The 22,616-nt window shown below is 41.0% G+C and carries 15 protein-coding genes and 1 tRNA gene; 5 read left to right on the forward strand and 11 right to left on the reverse strand.

Features of this window, described 5'->3' with window-relative positions; all coding sequences use genetic code 11:
- Window positions 1-77: 77 nt before the first annotated feature.
- Window positions 78-148 (reverse strand) — tRNA-Cys (locus OQX62_RS20540).
- A 134-nt stretch (window positions 149-282) separates the two neighbouring features.
- On the opposite strand from OQX62_RS20540, the gene OQX62_RS20545 reads away from it, so the two are divergent.
- Entirely contained in the window at window positions 283-3,672 is a 3,390-nt protein-coding gene (locus OQX62_RS20545) for a DEAD/DEAH box helicase (RefSeq protein WP_265833517.1), read from the forward strand.
- Between the two features lies 1 nt (window position 3,673).
- Here the strand turns inward: OQX62_RS20545 and OQX62_RS20550 are convergent, their stop codons facing one another.
- From OQX62_RS20550 to OQX62_RS20585, 8 genes are all read right to left on the reverse strand, one after another.
- On the reverse strand, window positions 3,674-4,360 hold the full coding sequence (locus tag OQX62_RS20550) for a hypothetical protein (RefSeq protein ID WP_265833518.1): 687 nt from the start codon (window positions 4,358-4,360) through the stop codon (window positions 3,674-3,676).
- Window positions 4,361-4,402: 42 nt separating this feature from the next.
- Window positions 4,403-5,215, reverse strand: coding sequence for a DUF4249 domain-containing protein (locus OQX62_RS20555; protein ID WP_265833519.1), 813 nt, complete (start codon window positions 5,213-5,215; stop codon window positions 4,403-4,405).
- 4 nt (window positions 5,216-5,219) lie between these two features.
- Window positions 5,220-7,502 (reverse strand): TonB-dependent receptor, encoded by a 2,283-nt coding sequence (locus tag OQX62_RS20560; protein ID WP_265833520.1) that lies wholly within the window; start codon window positions 7,500-7,502, stop codon window positions 5,220-5,222.
- Window positions 7,503-7,653: 151 nt separating this feature from the next.
- Window positions 7,654-8,439, reverse strand: a complete 786-nt coding sequence (locus OQX62_RS20565; protein ID WP_265833521.1) for an FHA domain-containing protein — start codon at window positions 8,437-8,439, stop codon at window positions 7,654-7,656.
- Window positions 8,440-8,459: 20 nt separating this feature from the next.
- Window positions 8,460-12,425 carry an FtsW/RodA/SpoVE family cell cycle protein gene (locus OQX62_RS20570; protein ID WP_265833522.1) on the reverse strand — a complete coding sequence of 1,322 codons (3,966 nt, stop codon included), beginning with the start codon at window positions 12,423-12,425 and terminating at the stop codon, window positions 8,460-8,462.
- A gap of 1 nt (window position 12,426) precedes the next feature.
- Entirely contained in the window at window positions 12,427-13,851 is a 1,425-nt protein-coding gene (locus OQX62_RS20575) for a PP2C family protein-serine/threonine phosphatase (RefSeq protein WP_265833523.1), read from the reverse strand.
- Window positions 13,852-13,944: 93 nt separating this feature from the next.
- Window positions 13,945-14,910: a hypothetical protein gene (locus OQX62_RS20580; RefSeq protein WP_265833524.1), complete on the reverse strand. Its 966-nt coding sequence runs from the start codon at window positions 14,908-14,910 to the stop codon at window positions 13,945-13,947.
- An 18-nt stretch (window positions 14,911-14,928) separates the two neighbouring features.
- A complete protein-coding gene (locus OQX62_RS20585) occupies window positions 14,929-16,275 on the reverse strand; it encodes a serine/threonine protein kinase (protein ID WP_265833525.1) in 1,347 nt (448 codons plus the stop codon).
- 284 nt (window positions 16,276-16,559) lie between these two features.
- Between OQX62_RS20585 and OQX62_RS20590 the strand changes: the two genes are divergently transcribed.
- From OQX62_RS20590 to OQX62_RS20600, 3 genes are all read left to right on the forward strand, one after another.
- The gene (locus OQX62_RS20590; protein ID WP_265833526.1) at window positions 16,560-17,072 is read left to right on the forward strand and encodes a macro domain-containing protein; all 513 of its coding nucleotides are present in this window, start codon (window positions 16,560-16,562) and stop codon (window positions 17,070-17,072) included.
- A gap of 73 nt (window positions 17,073-17,145) precedes the next feature.
- Window positions 17,146-18,627, forward strand: a complete 1,482-nt coding sequence (locus OQX62_RS20595; RefSeq protein WP_265833527.1) for a S8 family peptidase — start codon at window positions 17,146-17,148, stop codon at window positions 18,625-18,627.
- Window positions 18,605-18,835, forward strand: coding sequence for a hypothetical protein (locus tag OQX62_RS20600; RefSeq protein WP_265833528.1), 231 nt, complete (start codon window positions 18,605-18,607; stop codon window positions 18,833-18,835). The genes OQX62_RS20595 and OQX62_RS20600 overlap by 23 nt, the downstream gene beginning before the upstream one ends.
- Before the next feature lie 203 nt (window positions 18,836-19,038).
- Here OQX62_RS20600 and OQX62_RS20605 read toward each other — a convergent pair whose 3' ends face one another.
- Window positions 19,039-20,325 carry a flavin monoamine oxidase family protein gene (locus OQX62_RS20605; RefSeq protein ID WP_265833529.1) on the reverse strand — a complete coding sequence of 429 codons (1,287 nt, stop codon included), beginning with the start codon at window positions 20,323-20,325 and terminating at the stop codon, window positions 19,039-19,041.
- A gap of 292 nt (window positions 20,326-20,617) precedes the next feature.
- Between OQX62_RS20605 and OQX62_RS20610 the strand changes: the two genes are divergently transcribed.
- Window positions 20,618-21,778, forward strand: a complete 1,161-nt coding sequence (locus OQX62_RS20610) for a sterol desaturase family protein (RefSeq protein WP_265833530.1) — start codon at window positions 20,618-20,620, stop codon at window positions 21,776-21,778.
- Between the two features lie 2 nt (window positions 21,779-21,780).
- On the opposite strand, the gene metQ is transcribed toward OQX62_RS20610, so the two are convergent.
- Complete coding sequence (gene metQ, locus OQX62_RS20615; protein WP_265833531.1) at window positions 21,781-22,593, reverse strand: methionine ABC transporter substrate-binding lipoprotein MetQ; 813 nt, start codon at window positions 22,591-22,593, stop codon at window positions 21,781-21,783.
- Window positions 22,594-22,616 lie beyond the last annotated feature (23 nt).

Genomic DNA, 22,616 nt, shown 5'->3' on the forward strand with positions numbered 1-22,616 from the left:
CAACCTGGAGTATCAACAAAACAAAACTTAGATCTAACCAAAAATCTAGTACTTTATTAATGTCTTCGCATTATCTGACGTCAAGGGCGGATTCGAACCGCCGTAAAGGGTTTTGCAGACCCACACCTAACCACTCGGCCACATGACTATTTTTAAGCGTATTGCGCTTAACAGCAGCAAATATAATAATGTCTACTTAAATAGTAGTATTTATTTTAAATTATTTTTATTGTCCCCTTCCGGGAATAAAATAAGACATTTACGGCGAGCCGATTACGTAGCATGCAGGAAAACAAAAAAAACTTTGAGACGATTATATCACACGAAAGCACTTATATCCTAAAAGATTTTAATATTGCAAATCTGAGTACTGTATTTATACTCAAACATAGTGCGGGAGCTGTCGATACAGAAGCAGATGGCTATTTTGATCTTGAACCACAACAAATCCATCTTAATTATGCAACATTCCGGGACTACAAAAGTCAGATAAAATTTCCCGAAGGAGGAATGGTACTGGAAAACGGTGAATTAAAAGTTTTTTGCACCTGTCCTGCAATAAAAAAAAGATTATGTGAACACCAGTCAAGACTACTTTTTAATCTGATGAGTAGAACTGAAATCCGCATTTTCTTTGACTATAAATTGAGACATGAAAAAATAAAGATATTTGCTGTGCCCTACGGACTGGACAAAGAAGAAAATCCGGATGATTTCTTCATGATCAGCTATGTACAAAAACAGCTCGAAATCATACCTGTAATCAAAGACTTATTACCGGTAAGTAAGGAAAAGAATAACTTCCTGAGAGATTTCTTATTGCCAAAGACGGCAAGCCTGCTGCCAAAAAATATGAGCGACAGTTTGGACACCCGGACTATACTTGTTTTAAAGCAACACCGGTATTACGGACATTTTCAGGCAGACCTACTGGAATGCGCGTTAACGTCAACGGGAAAAATACGAAATCCACTGAAAGAGGTTAGTGCGGCAGACCTGATCTGGTCGACCGAAAATGCGGATGAAATTAAATTTTATACTGCAGTATCAAAATTTCAAAATAGTTACGAAGCGGAAAAATCACCGGCAGACATCAATGGATTGAAAGCATTAGTTAAGAACCCGCTAGACCTGGATGTTTATTTTCATGATGCAAAGAAATCAGCTAACCTCACGGCAGGTTCTCTCGTACCTGTAAGAATCAGGAACACCGAAATTGAGATCACCTTGTCTGTAGACCTTAAAGATAATTTTTATACAATATACGGGGAACTGTTACTGGACAATAAGACTTACGACCTGAAAATGCTGAATATTAAGTATAAATATTTTTTATACTATAATGATGTGCTCAACTTAATTGATAATGCCGGCTTATTGAATGTGATTGATTTTTTTAGCCAGAACAATAATCACCTGGTGATACATGAATCTAAATTCAGCGAATTTCAGGAGGATATTCTCTCCAGGCTGGAAAACAAAATCAACATCAATTACTCCTATGTCAAACCCGCTACACAAGAGCAGCTGATTGAACAAAAATTTGATCAGTCGACCGAAAAAATCATTTATCTGTCCAACTCAGATAACTATGTCTTGATCAATCCTGTGATGAGATATGGAAATGTGGAAGTCCCGGTGCTCTCCAGAAAACAGATCTATGCAACAGACCAGGCTGGCAATGCCTTTTTAGTGAAGCGTAACAAAGAAGATGAGCTGACAATGGTTACGACACTGATTCGTCAGCATCCGTATTTCGAAGAACAGTTAAATGAAGGTTATTTTTATCTCGATAAAAAACGCTTTCTGGATGAGAACTGGTTTTTGGATGCTTTTGAGGAATGGAATAAGCAAAACATTACTATTTTAGGCTTCAGCGACTTAAAGGGCAGTAACCTGAATCCAAATAAAGCTAAAATTAAAATTGCGGTAGTTAGCGGACTGAATTGGTTTGACACCGAATTTGATATTAAGTTCGGTAATCAAAAGGTATCACTTAAACATCTGCATAAATCCATTCGCAATAAAAATAAATTTATTAAGCTTGGAGATGGCACATTGGGTATCCTGCCTCAAACGTGGATCGATCAGTTAACGAAGTATTTCCATGCGGGAGAGATTCATGATGATGCAATCAGAACGCCTAAGGTCAATTTTTCAGCAATAACTGAGTTATATGAACAGGACGTGCTGTCGGAAACAGTAAAATTGGAATTGTCTGCTTACAAAGACCGCATTGCAGCATTTAAAGATATTAAAAAGGTACAGGTACCTGATGCCTTAAATGGTGTTCTGCGGGATTACCAGAAAGAGGCGCTGAACTGGCTGAATTTTCTGGATGAGTTTGGATTTGGCGGCTGCCTTGCGGATGATATGGGTCTTGGGAAAACGATTACGATCATCGCATTTATACTTTCACAACGTGAAAAAGGAGTTAAAAATACAAATCTGATTGTCGTGCCCACCACACTCATCTTTAACTGGCAGGCAGAGATGAACAAGTTTGCACCTGACATTAAAATCTTCACGATCTACGGTGCAGACAGAACAAAGGTAGCGGTGGACTTTGATCGGTATGAAGTTATTCTCACCTCATATGGAACATTGTTGTATGATATCGGATGGATCAGGAAGTATAAATTCAACTATGTTTTTCTTGATGAATCGCAAACGATCAAAAATCCCGATTCCTTAAGGTATCATGCGGTGAGACTGCTGCAGTCAAAAAATAAGATCGCAATTACCGGTACACCTATAGAAAACAATACATTTGATCTCTATGGACAGCTTTCATTCGCATGTCCCGGTCTTCTGGGTACTAAACAGTTTTTCAGGGATCATTATTCAACACCAATTGATCGTTTTAAAGATAATAACAGGGCCATTGCACTAAAGAAGAAGGTTAGTCCTTTCATTTTACGCAGAACGAAAAAACAGGTTGCGGTAGAACTTCCTGATAAAACAGAAATGGTGATTTATTGTGAAATGGGTATGGAACAGAAAAATGCCTATGATGCCTGTAAGGAGGAATATACGAGATTCCTTTCAGGTGAAAAAGAAGAAGATTTGCCAAAACATGCACTGCATATATTGAAAGGTTTAACGCAACTCAGACAGATCTGTAATTCTCCATCACTCCTGAAAGACGATTTACTGCACGGTGTTTCCTCATCTAAAATTAATACGCTGATTGAGGAGATTGAAAGTCATTCCCCGCAACATAAGATTCTCGTATTTTCCCAATTTGTGTCTATGCTGGATCTCATTAAAAAAGAGCTGCAGGAAAAACAAATACCATTTGAATATCTTACAGGGAAAACGACCAACAGGGCAAAAAGAGTGAAAAATTTCCAGGATGATGAAAACATCAGAGTTTTCCTCATCAGTCTCAAAGCAGGAGGCACAGGTTTGAATCTGACAGAAGCAGACTATGTTTACCTCGTAGACCCATGGTGGAATCCCGCTGTAGAAAACCAGGCTATAGACCGCTCGTACCGTATCGGACAGCAAAAAAATGTGGTGGCAGTACGATTAATTTGCCCGGATACGATAGAGGAAAAAATCATGAAGCTTCAGGAAACAAAGAAAGAGCTGGTAGGGGATATCATACAGACAGACACCTCAATTTTGAAATCACTTTCGAAAACCGACCTGCTCGGTCTTTTCAGCTAGATTAAAATTGCACTACAGGATCAAATTTGTAGGTTAAAGAAGCCTCGTCACTCTCGAAGGACAAATGGGAGACATTTCCTTCTCCATCTGCATAAGTCTTGTCTTTCGCAAACACAGGCAATTCTTTTTTGTTCACCTGCTGAAAATAATTTTGAAAATCTTTCTCCAGATCCTCTTCCTTATCCGTGGCGCTGACTATAGTCTGTTCTGGCAACTCACTTGATTTTCTGTTCTCTAATGCGAGCATTACGATATCAAAATACCATGAATCGGTAAGCTTCATCGCTTCGATGGCAAGACCATCGACAAAACCAAGCAAATTATGCCTGAACGTCGTGCCCTCATCCATGAAGAACCTTATAACTGTTGATTCTGCCCATTCTGCTCTTTCGCCATGATCTTCGTTTTTGCTGACACCGTAAAACGCCGCAATATATTCGAGGGAACCACTGAGAATTTTCTCCTCATGATTGATTCCGTCATCAAGAATCTGCTGGGAAACTGATTGCATGAGCTTATCAAAATAGAGCGAATTCTCCGTAAAACTCATTCCTGAAATCTTTACTCCCGGTAAACCTCCACTTCCCCTTCTGGCAATAATTCCGTTTTTATAAATTTTAATGCTCAGTGCTTCCTCTTTACCAGATTTCACTGAGATCATTACCTGCTCCACATCCGACTTGTTCATTTATCAATCCTTTTTTTGCTGCAAAAATGGGCAATTTATCTCTTAAAACTTCGCCTTACTTGTTAATTTAACAGATCGGCAGGCATTGAATACACCCAAAGCACCACCGGAAATGTTACTAATTGGATTTGCAGGCGTAGCAGCATCTTGTGCAATGGTTGTATTTAAGGTTCTGTAAAAATCATATACTCCCTTATCAATACATTGCAGCTCGACCATTATTGCATCTTCATTATTGATCAGCGGATTTCCCGCCTTGGGATCGGTATCGTAAAACAACGAAGTATCATAATTTCTGCCATCAGAAGCCTCATCATCTCTTACGTAAGACCCCTTCACCTGCATACCTCTCACCCACTGTCTCAACCGGTAATAATTGCCTTTACCCACAGGGTCCTTAAAATTAGGTACAATGAAGATATCTTTAGAATCCAGCGTGAAACGTTTGGCAAATATGCGGTCCAGTTTAACTGCAGTAGCAGGGATTCTGGAGGATGCAGTATAGGTTTTATCATCCAGCACAACTTTCAGTTCATAAGTACGACCTGCAACGCCCAATAAAACAGCAGTCTGATAAGCACCTGCACCTTTACTTTTAAGTGTTTCCGTGATACCTGATGTCATATCTTTAATCGTTACCACAGCGTCATTACGACCGGGAAAACTATTGTTTTCTTCAAAATTCTTGGATTCAGTAACGGTAACCGTATAAGGACCTTTAACGTTTGTTACTTCACCTTCTATCACAATTTGTGAAGTCGAATCATCCAAAGTCACCTCAATTACCTTCTCACAAGAACTGCAGATCACCGCAATTAAAAACATCCAGAAATACCTTTTTTTGCTGTAAACCATGAAATTAAAATTTAAAATTATAAGAGATTGACGGTACAAACCGGAATAAAGATGTTTGTACGGCCTGCGTACGTGAACGATCATCAGGATTATCCCTGAAAGTAATTGCGTATGCATTTTCACGTCCATATGCATTATACAGTCCCAATGCCAGTTCGGAGGAGAAATGCTCGCGTTGTTTCAACTTCAGGGTAGCACTCAAATCCAGACGATGGTATGCAGGCATCCTGTAGGCATTCCTTTTAGTATATAAAAACACCACCTGATTGTCTACATAGTATTTTCCACTTGGGAAAGACACCGCATTACCTGTATAGTAAACATAAGTTGCTGAGAGCGACCATTTTTTATTCAGGTCATACATCCCTACGATAGAAATATCATGTGTACGATCCTGTCTCGCTGCGTACCATTCGCTATTGTTAATGCCATCTATCTGTTTTTCAGTTTTTGATAAAGTGTAACCTATCCAGCCGGTAAGCCGGCCCGTTTTTTTACGGAGCAATAACTCGATACCATAAGCCCTGCCCCTGCCGAACAACAATTGTGGTTCGATAGGATCATTACTCCTGATATTGGCTCCATCTTTATAGTCAACCTGGTTCTGCAGCTTTTTATAATAGGTTTCTGCACTGAACTCATAGTTGTTATCAGCCAGATTTCTGAAATATCCCAGGGAGACCTGATCGGCCAGTTCAGGTTTGATAATATTATTTGTTGAAACCCATTTATCTGTAGGGCTGCTTGTCGCAGAACTTGATAACTGGTGTAATGACTGTGTATTGCGGGAATAAGCAGCCTTCAAAGAAGAGAAAGCATTGATTTGATAAGAAGCAGAAATTCTCGGTTCAAGATTCAGATAGGTTTTAACGATCTTTCCCCTGGCATAATTCATCGTATCTATGATTGCGCCGCGATCATTTAGCGTATAAAAGTTATTCTGTCCGCCCAGAACAGAAAATGCACTTACTCTCACACCATACTCTACCTTCAGCTTATCAGACGCTCTCCATTCATTGTTGATATAAAAAGCATTCTCCCAGCTATAATTAAAAGCCTGATTGGTATAAGTCAGGTTACCAGTATACTCTCCCGGCCTGATGGTGTGGTAAATAGAATTGATACCCATCTTCCAGGTATTATTTGAATTCGGAAAAAAGCTGAATTCTTCTTTTGCATTCCAGTCTTTGATACGGGACATGATACTGCCCTTGAAGCTGGAAGAAGTATTTAAATCAATATTATAGCTATAATCGCTATAGATCAGTGATGTATTTGAAAATAATTTTGGACTGAACTGGTGGTTCCATCGCAAGGTACCCGTCTTATTTCCCCAGTTGATGCCAAATAAATCGCCCAGTCCCAGTTTATCCTTCCCCAGGTAGCCGGATAAATAAACTTTATCATTTTCACCGAACTGATAATTTGCTTTCAGATTGATGTCGTAAAAATACAGCGCACTTTTGTTAACAATAGTATCCTTGCTTGCTTTCAGGAAGATATCTGCATAAGTACGGCGCGCACTGATCAGGAATGATCCTTTATTTTTCACTATCGGCCCCTCAATGGTTAGTCTTGATGCAATAATTCCTATTCCTCCATTTACACTGAACTTCTGGTTATTGCCATCATTCATTCTTACGTCCATTACTGAAGACAATCGCCCTCCATACTGTGCGGGTGTATTGCCCTTGTATAAGGTCACATCCTTAATCGCATCAGAATTGAAAGTAGAGAAAAATCCCAGCAAGTGAGATGGATTATAAACTACCGCCTCATCTAATAGAATCAGATTCTGATCTGCCGCCCCGCCCCTCACAAAGAAACCACTGTTGCCTTCTCCGGCAGCCTTTACACCGGGCAAAAGCTGTACTACTTTGATCAGGTCTCTTTCTCCAAAAATAACAGGTACGTGGTCTATTTCTTTCATGCTCAGCTTTTCCACCCCCATTTTAGCCGATTTCACATGTTCATCATTTCTCGTACTGGAAATAACGACCTCCGAAAGGCTGTTGTCCTGTTTCGTCACACTGACCTTGAGCTGGAAGTTTTTGTTCAATACGAGACTGCGGTTATCAATGGCATAGCCCACAGAACCAATTATCAGTTTGTAATTACCGCTTTGAGTAGTAAGTGAAAAGAAGCCATATTCATTGGAGCTGGTTGTTACCGCGACATTTCCTTCCAGGCGGACCGTTACACCAATTAATTGTTCACCGGTAGCAGCATCTTTAACATAACCGCTAACTGTATGTTTTGTCTGGGCGCTGACTGTGAAAACAGCCATAAAGATAAGAATCGATAAAAGGCAGGTAGCTTTTAAAACCATAGTTCCGGAAGATATTGCCTAAACTACCTAAAAAAATGGGCAATAATATCCCCAATACCTAATTAGATTTTTTTTTACCCATATCTGTTTTTATTTGACTAAGAATTAGCTATTTTAAAATTAAAGTAAATTCCAAAACAGCAGAGTCGCCCAAAATAACCTGATCTCCATTTTGCAGAGGATAACCTACCTGCGTTGAATTTAATTTGTGTAATGTCTCGTCAGCTGCAGAACGAACCTTAGTTTTATTTGCCGGCGGTACACCACCTTCATCGCCATACAATTGAAATGTACCTGCTTTCGGATCCCATTCCAAATGTGCGTGCTGCCTGCTGATGTATTTATTACTTTCATGTGCTTCAGTAAAGAAAGCAATGGTATTTACCCGAAATCCTCCGTCGCCGCTTTGCACATTTTTTTCCCTGCCAATATTTATTCTTTTCGCACCTGCATCCAGCTGATATATCCTTTCTTCTGCCTGCCCGTTCAACACCTTTAAATAGCAAGTTACTGAAACTGTAACAGATACTTGTACAACAGCATTTTTGATCATTAAACCCATAGGCTGATGAATACTATGGATTGCTCCGCCAGGTATTTCTTCCACAAACTGTACGTCCATTTTCCATTCCCCAGGTAAATTCAATGCAAAATTATCGGCTATCCGCTGTATTTCTTCCTGAAGTTGAGCAGGATTACTGGTATACAGCGCAGTTTCAAAAAGATGCTGCTGACCAGCCCCGGGCTTTACAAAAAGCTGCAAAGAAGCAATTCCTTCGCCCTCTCCTCCATCTAACCGCTGTAATTCTTCCTTAATAAACTGTAATACCTCATCGCGCAGGCCCTTTACATCCAGATTTTTATCGTCCTTATTCTTCTTAAAAAAATCAAACATCCTGTTCTTCTTTAATATTATCAATTTACCCTGCCAATGCTTTCCATATAACCTTTCTGAACGAGGTAAGGGATTACATCTGCTCCGGCTACCCGGACTGCTTCTGAAGATCCTTTAGTCACCTCAATTCTGATACAAACCACTGTATAACCTTTACCGGATGGTGCAGGTGCAAAGAAAACATACCAGCCATCATTTACTTTTCGTTTTTTCAGCATCCGTTCAGGAGTACCCGTCTTACCTGCAACTGCAATACCCAACAGCCCGGCTTTACCAGCACTTTGTTCAATCATATACTTCTTCAGTAATCCTGCAAAGGCGGGTTTATCGGCAAGTAATACGCCTTCCTTTACCTGTACTAAAGAGTCATTCAATTTCAATACATAGCGGTTAGGCAACAACGTCCCATCGTTTGCGATCCCGGAAGCCAATCGTGCTACCGCAGCGGGGGTAGCAATCAGCTCACCCTGCCCCCAGGACATTCCTGAAATGCCTGCCGCCCTGTTACGGTAAATATTATCTGCACTATAAGTGCTTTTGAATTCTGTTTTTCTCCATAAATCCATCCATCGTTCATCCTGGTCCTGATTAACCGATTTTCTGTTATAATAATAACCACCTACCCCACGCAGGAACATTCCCGTTTTAAGGTACAAATTCCCCATATACTCCTGAAGATGCTGCTGGTTTGCAAGCTTAATGAAGTAGACATTATTCGACTTCACAATTGCTCTTTCCATATCAATCTGCCCAGTTTCATCGGGCTCCGGACCTCCTGTGCGGATCCTTTCATCTGGCCTCACAAGATAAGTCTGACCCGCAGCAGCCATACCTGATTTATTAAACGCAGCCATCGCTGTAAGCAGTTTTGCGGTTGAACCCGGCTGTGTTGCAATTGTAAAACCGGCATCAGCAGTAGTTATAAACCCTGTAAGTTTGTTTTGATCGGCACTGTTCATCGTCAATTGCTCCCAGTTTTTAACTGGTGGCAGTGGATATACAGCGGACGCGAGCACATCTCCGGTATTAGATTCCATCACGACCACAGATACCCTGCTTTTTTTCAGCGCTGGGTCAGCTGCTAAAGCAGACTGAATATGCGTTTGCAGATCAGCATCAACTGTCAGTTTAACATCTCTGTTTCTTTTCTTAAACACAGCAATTTCAGCCGTATCCAATCCTGAAATCAGTAAAGGCACCAACGCAGTGTAGTCCTTTTTCAGCACAGTCATTTCTTTAGGCCCCCTCGGAAGAAAACGATCTTCCCTATAGCGCGACGCGGTTAATGTATAACTCGTTAAGGGCATTTTAAAACCCCTCAGTTCGGCTGCATGCTCATATTCAGCAAAGTAACCATTTATACTTCCGTTAAAAACTCCCGTATTCGCATCACCTGTCCAGAAAAACAGTTGTTCTTCAAAAGGGTAATACCTGTTAACGCGTTTATGTACAGCAGAATCAAGATCATAACCGGGAACACCGGCTGCATTTAGTTTTTGCAGCTGCTTCCTGATCAGCACAGGATTACTGGTGGCCAGAACCAGACCGGATCTATCGTAGATAGTCCCTGCTTCCAGTTTTTTCATCAGGATACCTATCCTCGGATTATAGCTGAACATCCTGCTTCCCCCTTTATCAGCCACCAATGCAGGTTTGACTATCCAGGCAGTATTGGTAAAACTATAACGTGAAATATTGACCACTAAGAGTAATATTGCAGCACAGGCAGACAACAATGCAGGGACAAGGTTCCTGTCCTGCTGAGCAGTTAAATACTTCATTTGTACTTCGGTTCCACTTACAGATGAAGCAGATAGTAGAAACCCTGCCGCTACAAAGTTGATGACCAGTGATGATCCGCCATAACTTTCAAATGGCAGTGATACACCAGATAAGGGCAGCGCCCCGATAGAACCGCCGGCAATCAATAAAAATTGCACAAAGGTGCAGATGCCAATACCAGCACAAATATAAAACAGGAATGGAGTCCCCGTCTGCCGGCCGATAATAATTGACCGGTGCAGATAAATTAAAAAGAGGATAAAAATACAGGTAATACCCGTCCAGCCAAATTCTTCCCCGATAGCCGGAAGAATCATATCAGTATGTGCTTCTGGAATAGTTTTAGCAAATCCTTCCCCGGTTCCCTGTCCGCTTATTCCACCGCTCGAAATAGCCCAGAGACCATTTGCCACCTGATCGCCACCATAAACTTCGTTGTTCCAGGCATCCTGCCATATCGCTTTACGATCGCTAAGCCGCTGTACAGGTCCGGGAACAATTTTATCGATGTAAGGAATTTTATCAATCGTAAGAAAAGCGGTAATTACCAGTAAAGCCATCACTGCGGATTCACTTAATGTCTTTTTCCTCAGTACCGTTGTAAGAAATAAAACGCCAAAAGTAATCAGTGCGTCCAGCCAAACATTTTTAACAAGCCATGCGACTATAACATAGAGCAGAACAGCACCTGCCATCACCATAAAGTCCCCCCTCGAAAAAGAGAAAAGGATGATAAAAGTAAAGCAGATCACAATAGCAGGCCCGAGGTCGCCCAGCATCAGAAACAATAAAAGCGTAAAAAATATCGCACCCAGTGCGAAAGAAAAGAAAGACCACCGTTTTTTCCAGTTGGAATAAGCAGAAATAAATTGCTCATTTAAAGCAAAAAATCCGGCGAGAAATAACACTACAATATATTTGACAACTTCACTTGGCTGTATTCCCAACAGATTTACTTTTACACCGCTTCCTTCCGGACCGCCACCGAATAACAGTGTGGTAAGCAGCAAAACCATTGCGAGTGCTATCCATGGCCACCCATTCGCCGCAGAACGGTCTTTAAAAATAAACATCCTGTATAAATTAGCATCGGCATTGAAACGCTTGATATCCAGGAATAGTAATATACTGAAAATCAAGGCGCCGATTACTAAAAACAACAAACTGTCAATCGCCAGAAAACGATCACGAACCGGATCCTGTAAACTGAGTAAGGTTAGAAAAGATATTCCCGTCAGGAGCATCAGCAAGGGCAGCAACAGTTGATCTGCCTGCGGAAACCGGATAGACAAGAGAATGTGCAGAACCAGGAATACCAGGAAGAAACCGCCCGCGATATACCAGTACCAGCTATTGAACTGTGCCGGGGTACGCACGACCAATGCTCCATCTGCTTTAAGCGTATTAAAATCACGTGTAGAAAGTAATCTGATCTGATGCGGCTGTTCCGAAAAGCTCAGATTTTTACTGCCTTTTAATTCTTCCACTCCTTTTGTCTGGCCAAATTCTGAGCCTGGCTTAAGTGGAATAACCTCGTATGCAACCTGGTCAGGCAAATTAATGAACTCATATTTCCCCTCAGCATCCGTTCTGGCATAGGCAGTCAATGATTTCGACTCTACACTATCTATTGGCAAAACTGTACTTAAGCGTACAAGAACTCCATTTACCCCAACTCCTTTATTGGCAACTACGCCACTGATTGTAGCTGTACCCATCCCCACGTCTTTCACCGCAGGATACGGAGGAGGGCTATTCTTTTCTTCCCTGAACCGGCCTTCATCAGCTCCCGTGAAACCAAGTAATGCTCTGGATACTGCTACTCTCTTTTTGAAAGAGACGCCACCGTTCCGGTTAGCATCATCAGCCAGCACATTGTATTTTCTTTTGTTCAGCTCTCCGATATTACTGAAAGTTTTAGCCGGTGATTGCTGAGCTGTTATACTCTCACTAATTACTTCTATATCCAATGGATCTTCCAGATAGTAACCTTTTTTCAATAATGCTTTTATTCCATCAGCCGGGTCCGGGGCGTTCAGATTAAGAATTGTACCCGCTTTCAAACGAAGGTCTACGTCTTTCATTCTCTCCTGAAGAACGCCAAAGAGTCTGATGAACAGGATGAGCAGTAATACGGCAATCAATCCCAAAAACAGTCGTTCCTGTGTTCTTCCCCTGGAGGATTTAATATTTTGTTTATCCATCTTATTTTTTTGACGTAGAATCTGCCTGGTAAGCACGTTTTGAAATCCTTCCGTTCACAAAATACTGATCAGGAAATTCAAACAAAACCTGTAATGCATGTTTACAGTTATTGAAACGGGTATTGTTTAAATCCAGGGCATTATTATAAGAAACTATCGCCGTTTCGAAGTTTTCGAACGCAATACTATCTATGGAGATATATTTACAGGCAGGAGCGAAAACCATTGCCGGGCCTTTATAAGCTGAATCACTCACGAAAGTAATCTTCCCTTTAGTCCTGATAATTAATGTATCCTGAGTAAAGTTCAAAGGCTTTGTCAACCTTACCGGCTCCTTAAAAATAGCTGCTGAAAGCAACAAGGTATCCCCTGTAAATTTGGCAAGCGTATCTGTAAGAAGTTTTTCTTGTATATTGATAACGGGTATAACAGCATTTTTCACTTCTGTAGTAGGTTCATCTGGCCTGTTCACAAACAAGAAAATCGTGGATGCCAGCAAAATAAGGCATAAGAGCGAAAGTAATATCAAGCCTTTATGTGTGCTGGTTTTCGGTTGCTGTAGAAATTCTTCCTTTACCGCTGCACTGTTCGTACTCACCTGTTCCACCTGTAGTGGCGCCGCAATAATAGGTTTACTCAGCTCCGCAACCGGGCGGGAACTTTCATGAACTTTCACAGGCTTATCATTCCTTGACAAAACAACTGTTATATTATCTTTTCCACCCGCAGCATTCGCCAGATCTACCAACTGACCTGCTTTAGCTTCCAGACCGTCTGTATTACTGAGCACACGAACTATTGCTTCTTTATTTACCAGGTCCGTAAGGCCGTCACTGCAAACGAGAATCATATCACCAGGCAGAAAAGGAGACGATCCTGTTTCAAAATAGGGATTCGTCATGCCATCACGACTGGTCAGCCCCAAAGCCTGATCAATCTGATTACGCTTGGGATGCTGCATGGCAGCTTCCTCTGTGAGTCGACCGGAATCCTCTAAAAACCCTACAAATGACTGATCGTGAGAAATCTTAACCAGAGAGTTATCCCTGAAAAGATATAAGCGGGTATCACCAACATGGATATAATACAATTGATTTTGTTCCGTATCTACCACTGCAACAGTGGCCACACAGGCCATTTCCGCCAAATCTCTATTTCCAATTTTTTTAGCTATAATCTCCTCATTGGCCAGCAAAAAGGCGATATCCAGCTGAGCGGTCACATCTTTGCCAATCTCGGAAAGTTCATTCAGTACAATTTCCTTTGTGATTGCAGCTGCAATCTCTCCACCCTCGTAACCCCCTACACCATCAATCACGCCGGCAATCATATATTGTCCGTCATTCGATTTCTGCGCAATAAAGACATCTTCATTATTCAATCTGACCTGGCCAGGATGAGTAATTCCACACAGTTGATCTGCCATTATTCTTTAGTTTTTTTTATAGCTGCAAAATGCCAGAATAGCAAAAGAATTGCGATAGCAAGCATAGCAACCGATAACATTTGTGACATGGTACTAAGGTTTAAAAATATTAATGCCGATAATGCCATTGAGCAGTATCCTTGAATTAAAAGGAAGTTCTATCCATTGTGGAGCATTGATCTCGCTGCGTGGTACATCTTTCTCATTCACAATCGTTTTCTCCCCATAGGAGGCAAGGTAAGTTTTACCATCCGATTGATTGTGACGAATGCTCAAATGAGGTGTATTGACCCACTCTGAGGGGATAGTAAAGATATGAGGCGCTACCCTGTCCTCTTCATTCCCGGATATAGTAATCTCCTCAGATCTCATTAAGAATTCCAGCTTCTTACCCCTGAAACTGTGATCAGGCAGAATAGTTTCAAACCTGGCATATGTTTTTTGTCCCCCGCCAGCCTCCGCTTTATTAGCAGAAACAGACTGCTCAGTAAAGTCATTCGTATAAGGCAGTTCATAATAACCTTCGCTATAGTAGGTAAACCCATTAAGGATTTCTTTATTTACATCAAGTGTTTCCGCTATCCCTGTGTGTCTGGGAATAAAAGTAACCCGTAAATTCTCGTCTTTCTGCGTGGTACCAGGGAGCAGTTTGCCAATAAAACCCTTATCCCCCCTTTGATAATCCGGATGTGACACCAGTCTGAATACCCATTTTGATCCTGAGGGTTCCACAGTTTTACCCGCTTTACGGTAAGCTGCCAGTAGTTGATAGAACTGGTTGACTGATTCATGTACGATGATGCCAAACAGCCCTTGTTTATGTGCCAGGAACTCTTTATAATCTTCCTCATTGAAGCAGATAATATACTCGTGATAAAATACAATCCTGTTGGCAAAAGAAAGTTGCCCTATGGACTCATTGAATTTTTCCAGTATATATTTGTAAACTTCATCAGGCGTTAAACTTTTTACCGGAGTTTCTTTTGCTTTATTTTTAGTACTGGGCAGAAACAGATCCTGCAGACCCGTTTTCTTCCAGAAAGTTGATTTCTCTGCCATATCTTATATTTAATACCCCTAAAAGTGCAAAGTAGTGTCTAAATCCATAACCGTCGTATCCGCTGGCTGCTGTTGGGGCACCGGCTTCAGTTGCACCGGTGTATCTGCTTCCGGCACAGTATCAGCGGGCTCCTGACCTTTATCCCAGCTATATCCCCTATCCTTATTCTGACCAGTTGTATCCGGAACGATGAAGCTATTAGCCGGTTTTTCTTTTTCCGGTTTAGTTTCAGGTTCCCTGAATAACAAAAAATAACTCAGTAAAGCAATCATAAATACCACGGTTAAAACCAACACTGCAAAGACAGGTTTGGAAATCACCACCAAGCCAGCATTTCTATCCGGCACTTTTTCACCGCTTCCAGCCTCCTGATAATGCAAAACCAGATTTTGTAAACGCTCATTTTCTAACTGCAGCAAAGAATTGCCCGCCAGATCAGCTGCATAACCGCTGCTATCAGCTGTACTGCTATGTACGATAGCGTCCTGCAGTGCTACACCATCAGCATATCTTTTAGCAGGATCCTTCTCCAGGCATTTGGCTATCATAGCGAGTAGCCATCCGGGCACCTGCATTTCATTGATAGCTTTGGCGTCCCGCCAGTTCTCCGGCAAATGCTGTTTACGCAATGCAATAATATCCGGCACCTGTAACTCCAGATGACCTAACATGACATCATTACGTGATTTCTGTCCGTTGTCAAGTAGTGGAAAAGGAACCTGGCCAGCCAATAATTCGTACAATATCACACCATAACTATAAATATCGGTTTCGAATAACATTGCTCCTTCTCCCTGCTCCGGTGCCATAAATTCTATAGCCCCCGCATGCCTGATACTCGTTCTGCGCTGTTCGTCTGACATGGCCGAAAGACCAAAATCAAGCAATACATAATTACCGGTATGGATGTTAAACTTTACATTATTACTTTTGATATCACCATGTTTCACCGCGACTTTATGACAATGCGCTAACGCATTTGCCAAATGATCTGCTACCCTGATCACCTCTTTGACGGTAAATATTTTTTCGTGCGGCTCTTTCAGCAACTCTTCCAGATCAGGTCCATCTATATATTCCATCTCTATAAATGGAAAAGATCCGCTTTCAGTGAGACCAGAACTTAATATTTTAACCACATTTGGGTTAGGTTCCTCATTCACTTTTTTCAGCTTTTCTACCTCGTTCTGAAAGCTCTTGAAATTCTTATCATCCTCACTTTCAACGTGTACAGGTGTGGGCAGTATTTTTACCGCCGTAATAATTGGTCCGAATCTTCTTCCTTTATAAACTGACCCCTGACCACCAGTGCGCAATGCACCCATGTTTTCGAGTCCTTCAGCAATCGTAAATACTTTACTCATCTAAGCTATCATTCTGTATATGTCGTAAAAATAACTACAATTATGGTTCCATTGTTAAAGATTTAAGCCCAAAGTCTGATTTATTAAAAATAGCGCTACCTCCACTTAGATATTATCCATGCCTTATATTTTATTTATAACGGCTCTTGCTCATTTCGTATACAAAGCGTAATAAATCTATATTAAATAGATAAAAAATCAGGGGCCTACAGGGACAATTGACTCATAAAACTGAGTTAACAATCAAAAACCGAAACTTATTGTTATCCGGAAAAACAGCCCATATGATTGAACTTTTACAGGGAGACATTACTAATGTCTACGCAGACGCCATTGTAAATGCGACAAATACTTCACTATTAGGAGGTGGAGATGTAAACAGAGCGATACATCGTGCAGGTGGCAAAGCGATAGTAGAAGAGTGTTTCCGTATCAGAAGAGAACAGGGCGGCTGCAATGTTGGCCGTGCAGTGATCACCACAGCAGGTAACCTGCCTGCAAAATTTGTCATTCATACCGTAGGGCCGTATTGGAACGGAGGAATACACGGAGAAGTGAGACTGCTCAGTTCTGCCTATAAAAGTTGTTTAACACTGGCGGTACACAACGGTGTAAAGACGATCGCCTTTCCAAATATCAGTACAGGAGTTTACGGATTCCCAAAACAGGAAGCTGCCGAGATTGCTTTCCATAGCGTAAGTGATTTTTTAATAAAGGAAAACGATCTCGAAAAGGTAATATTTGTCTGTTTGGATGCTGAAAATTACAACATTTACTACAGCTTGTTAAAGTTATAGTTTGCGCTTTTTGATATTGATTTTTCACATGAATTGATTAACTTAAATTATCTACTGATTAATTGACAGAGAGATGAAACGACAAATCGAGACCTCAGAAAATTTCATTTTGCTTCCTGTATCGAAAACAAGGATCAATGAAGAGGACAGTCCTAAAGTGGCAGATTTCCTCACTAAATTACAGAAAGCTAAAGAATTAAAGTTAAAACAGGACCTAGAAGTTAAAGTACTGGACTCCATTGATACGGATGGTGCTAAACTTATACAGATTAATCCTGTAAAACTCCCTGATTTTAAGTTCAACTATCCGGGACTGCGTATCATTCCGGAAAAATTTTACCGTCCGGCAGTGTGCCAGAGAAAAAGAATTAGTGCAAAAGTGAAAAATATCCAGGCAGCAAGCCCAATCATGATAACGATCAATGACCTGGAACAAAAGCCAATTGAAGGCATTACGGTAGTGGTATTTACAGATTTTGCCTTGAGCAGAGGCGCATCGGGTATAACAGATAAAAACGGTCTGGTGAAGTTGAAACTGGATAAAGACAATGCAGAGCGCATTTATATTTATGCGGACCACAGTTATTGGGGCTACTTCCAGGAAAATGTAAGACTCACCAGTAATTTAAAATTTACGCTGCAACCGGTAAAAACTGATTATACAGACAGTCTCCGGTATTTTTATGATACCGCAAACTGGCCTGAGTTAAACCGTAAAATACGGGTGGGTATCATAGATACAGGGGTCGGCCCGCATAAAGATCTTGCCGTTCTAGGTGGCAAAAATCTTGTTAAAGGAGAGGATGAGGACAATTATAAGGATAATGGTGAAGGTCACGGCACGCATGTCGCCGGTATTATAGGAGCGTCTGGTGGCATAAAGGGAGTTGCTGCAGGTGTTGAAATCATGAGCTACCGGGTCTTTCCTAAAGGTGAGGGGGCTTCTAACTTTGATATCATGAAGGCTATTGCACAGGCAATTTCCGACAAATGCGACCTGATTAATATGAGTTTGGGCGAGGCTGAGGATGATGAAGGTTTAACAAGTTATATCAAAGATGCCTATAACCAAGGCATCCTTTGTTTTGCTGCAAATGGAAATGACAGTAGAAGTGCGGTCAGTTTCCCGGCAGCCTACAGCTTATCTGTAGCTATTTCAGCGTTGGGCACGATTGGCACTTTTCCTGAAGGTGCTGTAGAAGGAAGTGCTGTTCAGGAACCTTTCGGTACCGACAAAAATAATTTCATTGCAGATTTTTCAAATATAGGTTTGGAAACTGACCTTACAGCGCCAGGTGTAGGTATTATATCTACCTATCCTAACGACTATTATGCAATTATGGATGGCACCAGCATGGCCTGCCCGGCAGCAACAGGAATGGCAGCCCGGTTATTATCGAACATGCCAGGCTTTTATGAAATGAAAAGAAATCAGGACAGGTCAGTGGAGATGCTCAAATTTCTTGCGCTGCATATAAAACCAATGGGATTTGGCGCAAACTTTGAGGGGAAAGGAATGTTATATTACAACAATGAACTTCATTCTAAAATATAAAGGAGATCAGCAGCCGGATATGGAAAAACTTACGGAAGTGTTGACTGTTCACCATGCCCGGATCATGGACGACAGCCTTCTGCCCCATTCCGCCCTTTTACATGTGAAAGAATCATTTGTAAAAAAACTACAACTCGACCTTGAGGGCGACTGGGAGATTTACCCTGAAAAAATATATAAAATCCCCACGACTAAAAAATCGATCTAATTGGTAAATTGCTCACTTGCTTCTATATGACAGGTATTCGAAAGTTAAGATTATTATTTTCTTTTTATCGAAACTTCTGCATACCTGTCCTGATTGTATCAGTCATCTGTGCCGCTGTATTTTATCAACCCGGATTCCTTTTTTAACTTCACTGATAGGGTTTAAAATGTCGGGAAACTTGAATTCTCAGGATATGCCAGATATTAAATGAATGAGGCTATTGAATTGAATTTATCTTTTTTTAAACGACCTGCAACGTCTTTAGCACTAACTATTGCTGCTTCAACGGTTCCCGGATGCGACCCTGAATACAATCCTTCCCCGGCAAAATACAATTTACCACCAACCGGAAGAGTTAGGATATCGAGTGCTTCAGGTGTCTCAGGCAGATGATAACTATACGCACCAGCTGTAAATGGCTCGTTATGCCAGTTAAAAACCTGAGCTGCCTTTATCTTTTTTTGTATGTCTTCGATACTTAAATTAAATATTGAAGATACAGACCTGATCGCTACATCCAGCAGCTCTGCCTCATTCAGCTCCTTGAGCAGATCCGCAGCAGGTCCCCCAGCCCATCCTGTTAAAAGCGGAACCTCCATTGGGAGTTGAGTCCACCACGTAGGAAATTGTTCGTCACTAAAAAAGAACCCCGCGTCCTTATCCCACAACACCTCGGTGAACTCCAGGACCACTTTTACAACATTACCGAAACCGATTTGATGAAAAGCGCTCATATATTCCGGCAGAGCAGGTGTAAAGGTTATCGCCGATTTTGAAGTGGCAGACTGTAAAATACCGACTGAAGCTGTTACGACACAATATTCGCCACCATATATGATGTTATTTAGCGTCTTCACTAAAACTTGTTCTCCGGTCCAGTCGATCTCCTTAACAATTGAATTGGTAATCAGCGTACATCCCATTTTTCTGCATTCCTCAACAAGGTATTCCACTAATTTACTGTACCCGCCATCTACTCTATTGTCTCCGCTCTGATCAGACCATTCCTTATAGAGTGACTGAACACTCACCTTCTCAATGGCTGCAATATCAAAGCCCTCTGCAAATGCAATAGCCTGTTTTCTTATCTCAGCGTTTCTTTCTCCTTCAAAATAAGTAGAAAGAAACTGTTGCAAAGTCATGTCTTCCCTTAAGCCAGCCATTTTGCTCAATAAAATATCCCAGCCTTGTACCATTTCTTCCTGTTTCATTAATCTGCCTTTAGTGATCTTATAAAACGTTCCTTCAACAGGTTGATAACTCAGTTTCGCCTCCTCCAGCAGCTCAATAGAATTTTCGGCCTGGCCATGAACAAATTCTGCACCTGACTCCACTGGCAGGGAAAAACCACTGTCTGTGATGGTGTCAATCCTCCCGCCAAAACGAGACAAAGCTTCCAAAATAACTACATCAAAATACGCCGACAATTCCTTTGCAGCAACTAAACCTGCTATTCCGGCCCCAATTACAATTACTGTTTCTTTTTTCATATAAATAGAAAAACAATATAAACAATAATAACACAAATTAATGTCTACTATTTTTATAGATTTTATTATCTTGCCTCCACTATCGTTCTAATGATTCCTGCGTCAGCATACAAAAGAGATGAATATAAGCTGCAGGCTTCATAGGCGTTAGAAATCATTTAGATACTCATAAATTAAACGTCCGAAATTAAAAATAGCTAAAATATTGATTATGAATACCCTGCTCAATCTAAACATTAATTATTTGGCCTTTGCAATCCCAGGATTTTTTATCTTTCTTTATTTAGAATATATGCTCGCCGTACATTTGAAAAGACCAGATATATTCAAATATGAAAGTTCGATCGCTAATGTAAGCATTGGTATTGCCGAGCGATTGCTCAACTTATTTATTGCAGGTAGTTTTTATTCACTTTTTTATTGGATTTATAGCCATCACGCGGTATTCAATATCCCTAATGTCTGGTGGGTATGGGTATTACTGATTATGGCTACGGACCTGGTTTGGTACTGGTATCACAGACTGGGCCATGAAGTGAATTTTTTGTGGGCAGCACATATTGTACATCATCAGAGTGAAGAGTTCAATCTTACAGTATCGGCAAGAATTACGGTTTTTCAGGCCATCATCAGGAATGTTTTCTGGTGCGTGCTGCCATTGGCGGGTTTTCATCCTAATATGGTCATCACCATTCTGGTTGTGCATGGCGCCTATTCCTTCTTTACCCATACGCAGTTAATTGGTCAGGTGAAATGGCTGGAAAATGTATTGATTACCCCTTCCCTGCATGGCATACATCACGCCAGTGATGAAAAATACCTGGATAAAAATTACGGGGATGTTTTTGTTTTCTGGGATAAAATTTTCGGCACTTTCCAAAGCGAAGAAGAAAGTCCCAAATACGGATTGACGCATCCTGTAAAAAGTTACAGTTTCCTTTGGCAGCACTTTCATTATTATCTTGAGCTCATCGAAGCTTGTAAAAGGGTTTCAGGATATAAAGAAAAGGCAAAGATAATATTCGGCGGACCAGCAACACTGGATCAGGAGATAAGACCCGCACTGGAGCAAAAATATCTCCAGCACAAGTCTTCATCAAGATACAGATTTAAATTCAAAACCTATCTGAACCTGCAGGTTATAGCTGCAGTTGTATTACTTACGGTGATCACCTCCCTTTATGCTATATTAGGGACTGATGACAAATTATTTATTACTTTGTTCATCCTGCTCACGCTCATCAACTGCGGAGCACTGCTTGAGCAGAGAAAATGGATTTTCTATCTCGAATGCTTAAGATTAATCTTGCTCCTCAGTTATGGCTTGTGGAAGTTTGACATTTTTGAATATGTGACCCTGCCGGTAACTTTGCTGATCATTTTAGCATATGTATTCAAGATAGACAGCTTGTATAAAAACAGGGTACTCCGTTATGAAGAAATAAATTCCTGAGATTACCAGCCCTTTACCGCACCACCTTTAAATTCTTTTGCAGCAGCGGCGGCTACTTCATCAGAATGGAATGCCTGAACGAACCTTTTGATTTTGCTTTCGTTTTTGTTGTCTTCTCTGGACACGATGATATTCACATAAGGAGAATTTTTGTCCTCTACAAACAATCCGTCACGGTTGGCAATTAATCCCACAGGGGTAGCAAACGTATTGTTGATGATAGCAATAGTTACATTCTGGTCATCCAGTGATCGTGGTAACTGTGGTGCTTCCAGCTCCACAATTTTCAATTTTTTAGGATTATCTACAATATCATTTATTGTAGGCAGAAGCCCTACACCGTCTTTTAATTTCAGGAGGCCGGCTTTCTGTAATAAGAGCAGTGATCTGCCTTCATTTGTAGGATCATTAGGAATGATAACAGTGCTTTCGTCTTTCAGCTCACTGAGACTTTTAATTTTCTTGGAATAACCTGCCAAAGGATAAACAAATGTATTTCCCTGGATAAAAAACTGGTACCCGCGTTGTTTAGCCTGTACATCCAGGTATGGTTTGTTCTGGAAAACGTTCGCATCTATATCTCCCTGATGCAGCGCTTCATTAGGCATCACATAATCATTAAACTGAATCAGTTCAACCTCAAGTCCGAATTTCTCTTTTGCTACTTTCTGCGCCGCCTGTGCAACCACATATTCCGGTCCGGCCTCCACACCTACTTTAATATGGTCAGGATTGTTTGTTTTGTTACCTCTGCCGCAGCCAAACAAGGTAATCATAGCAGTAATAGCTGCGAATAATTGAATTTTTGATTTCATTGAATTGTTATTATAATAAAACA

The sequence above is a fragment of the Pedobacter sp. MR2016-24 genome, assembly GCF_026239655.1.
Lineage (GTDB): Bacteria > Bacteroidota > Bacteroidia > Sphingobacteriales > Sphingobacteriaceae > Pedobacter.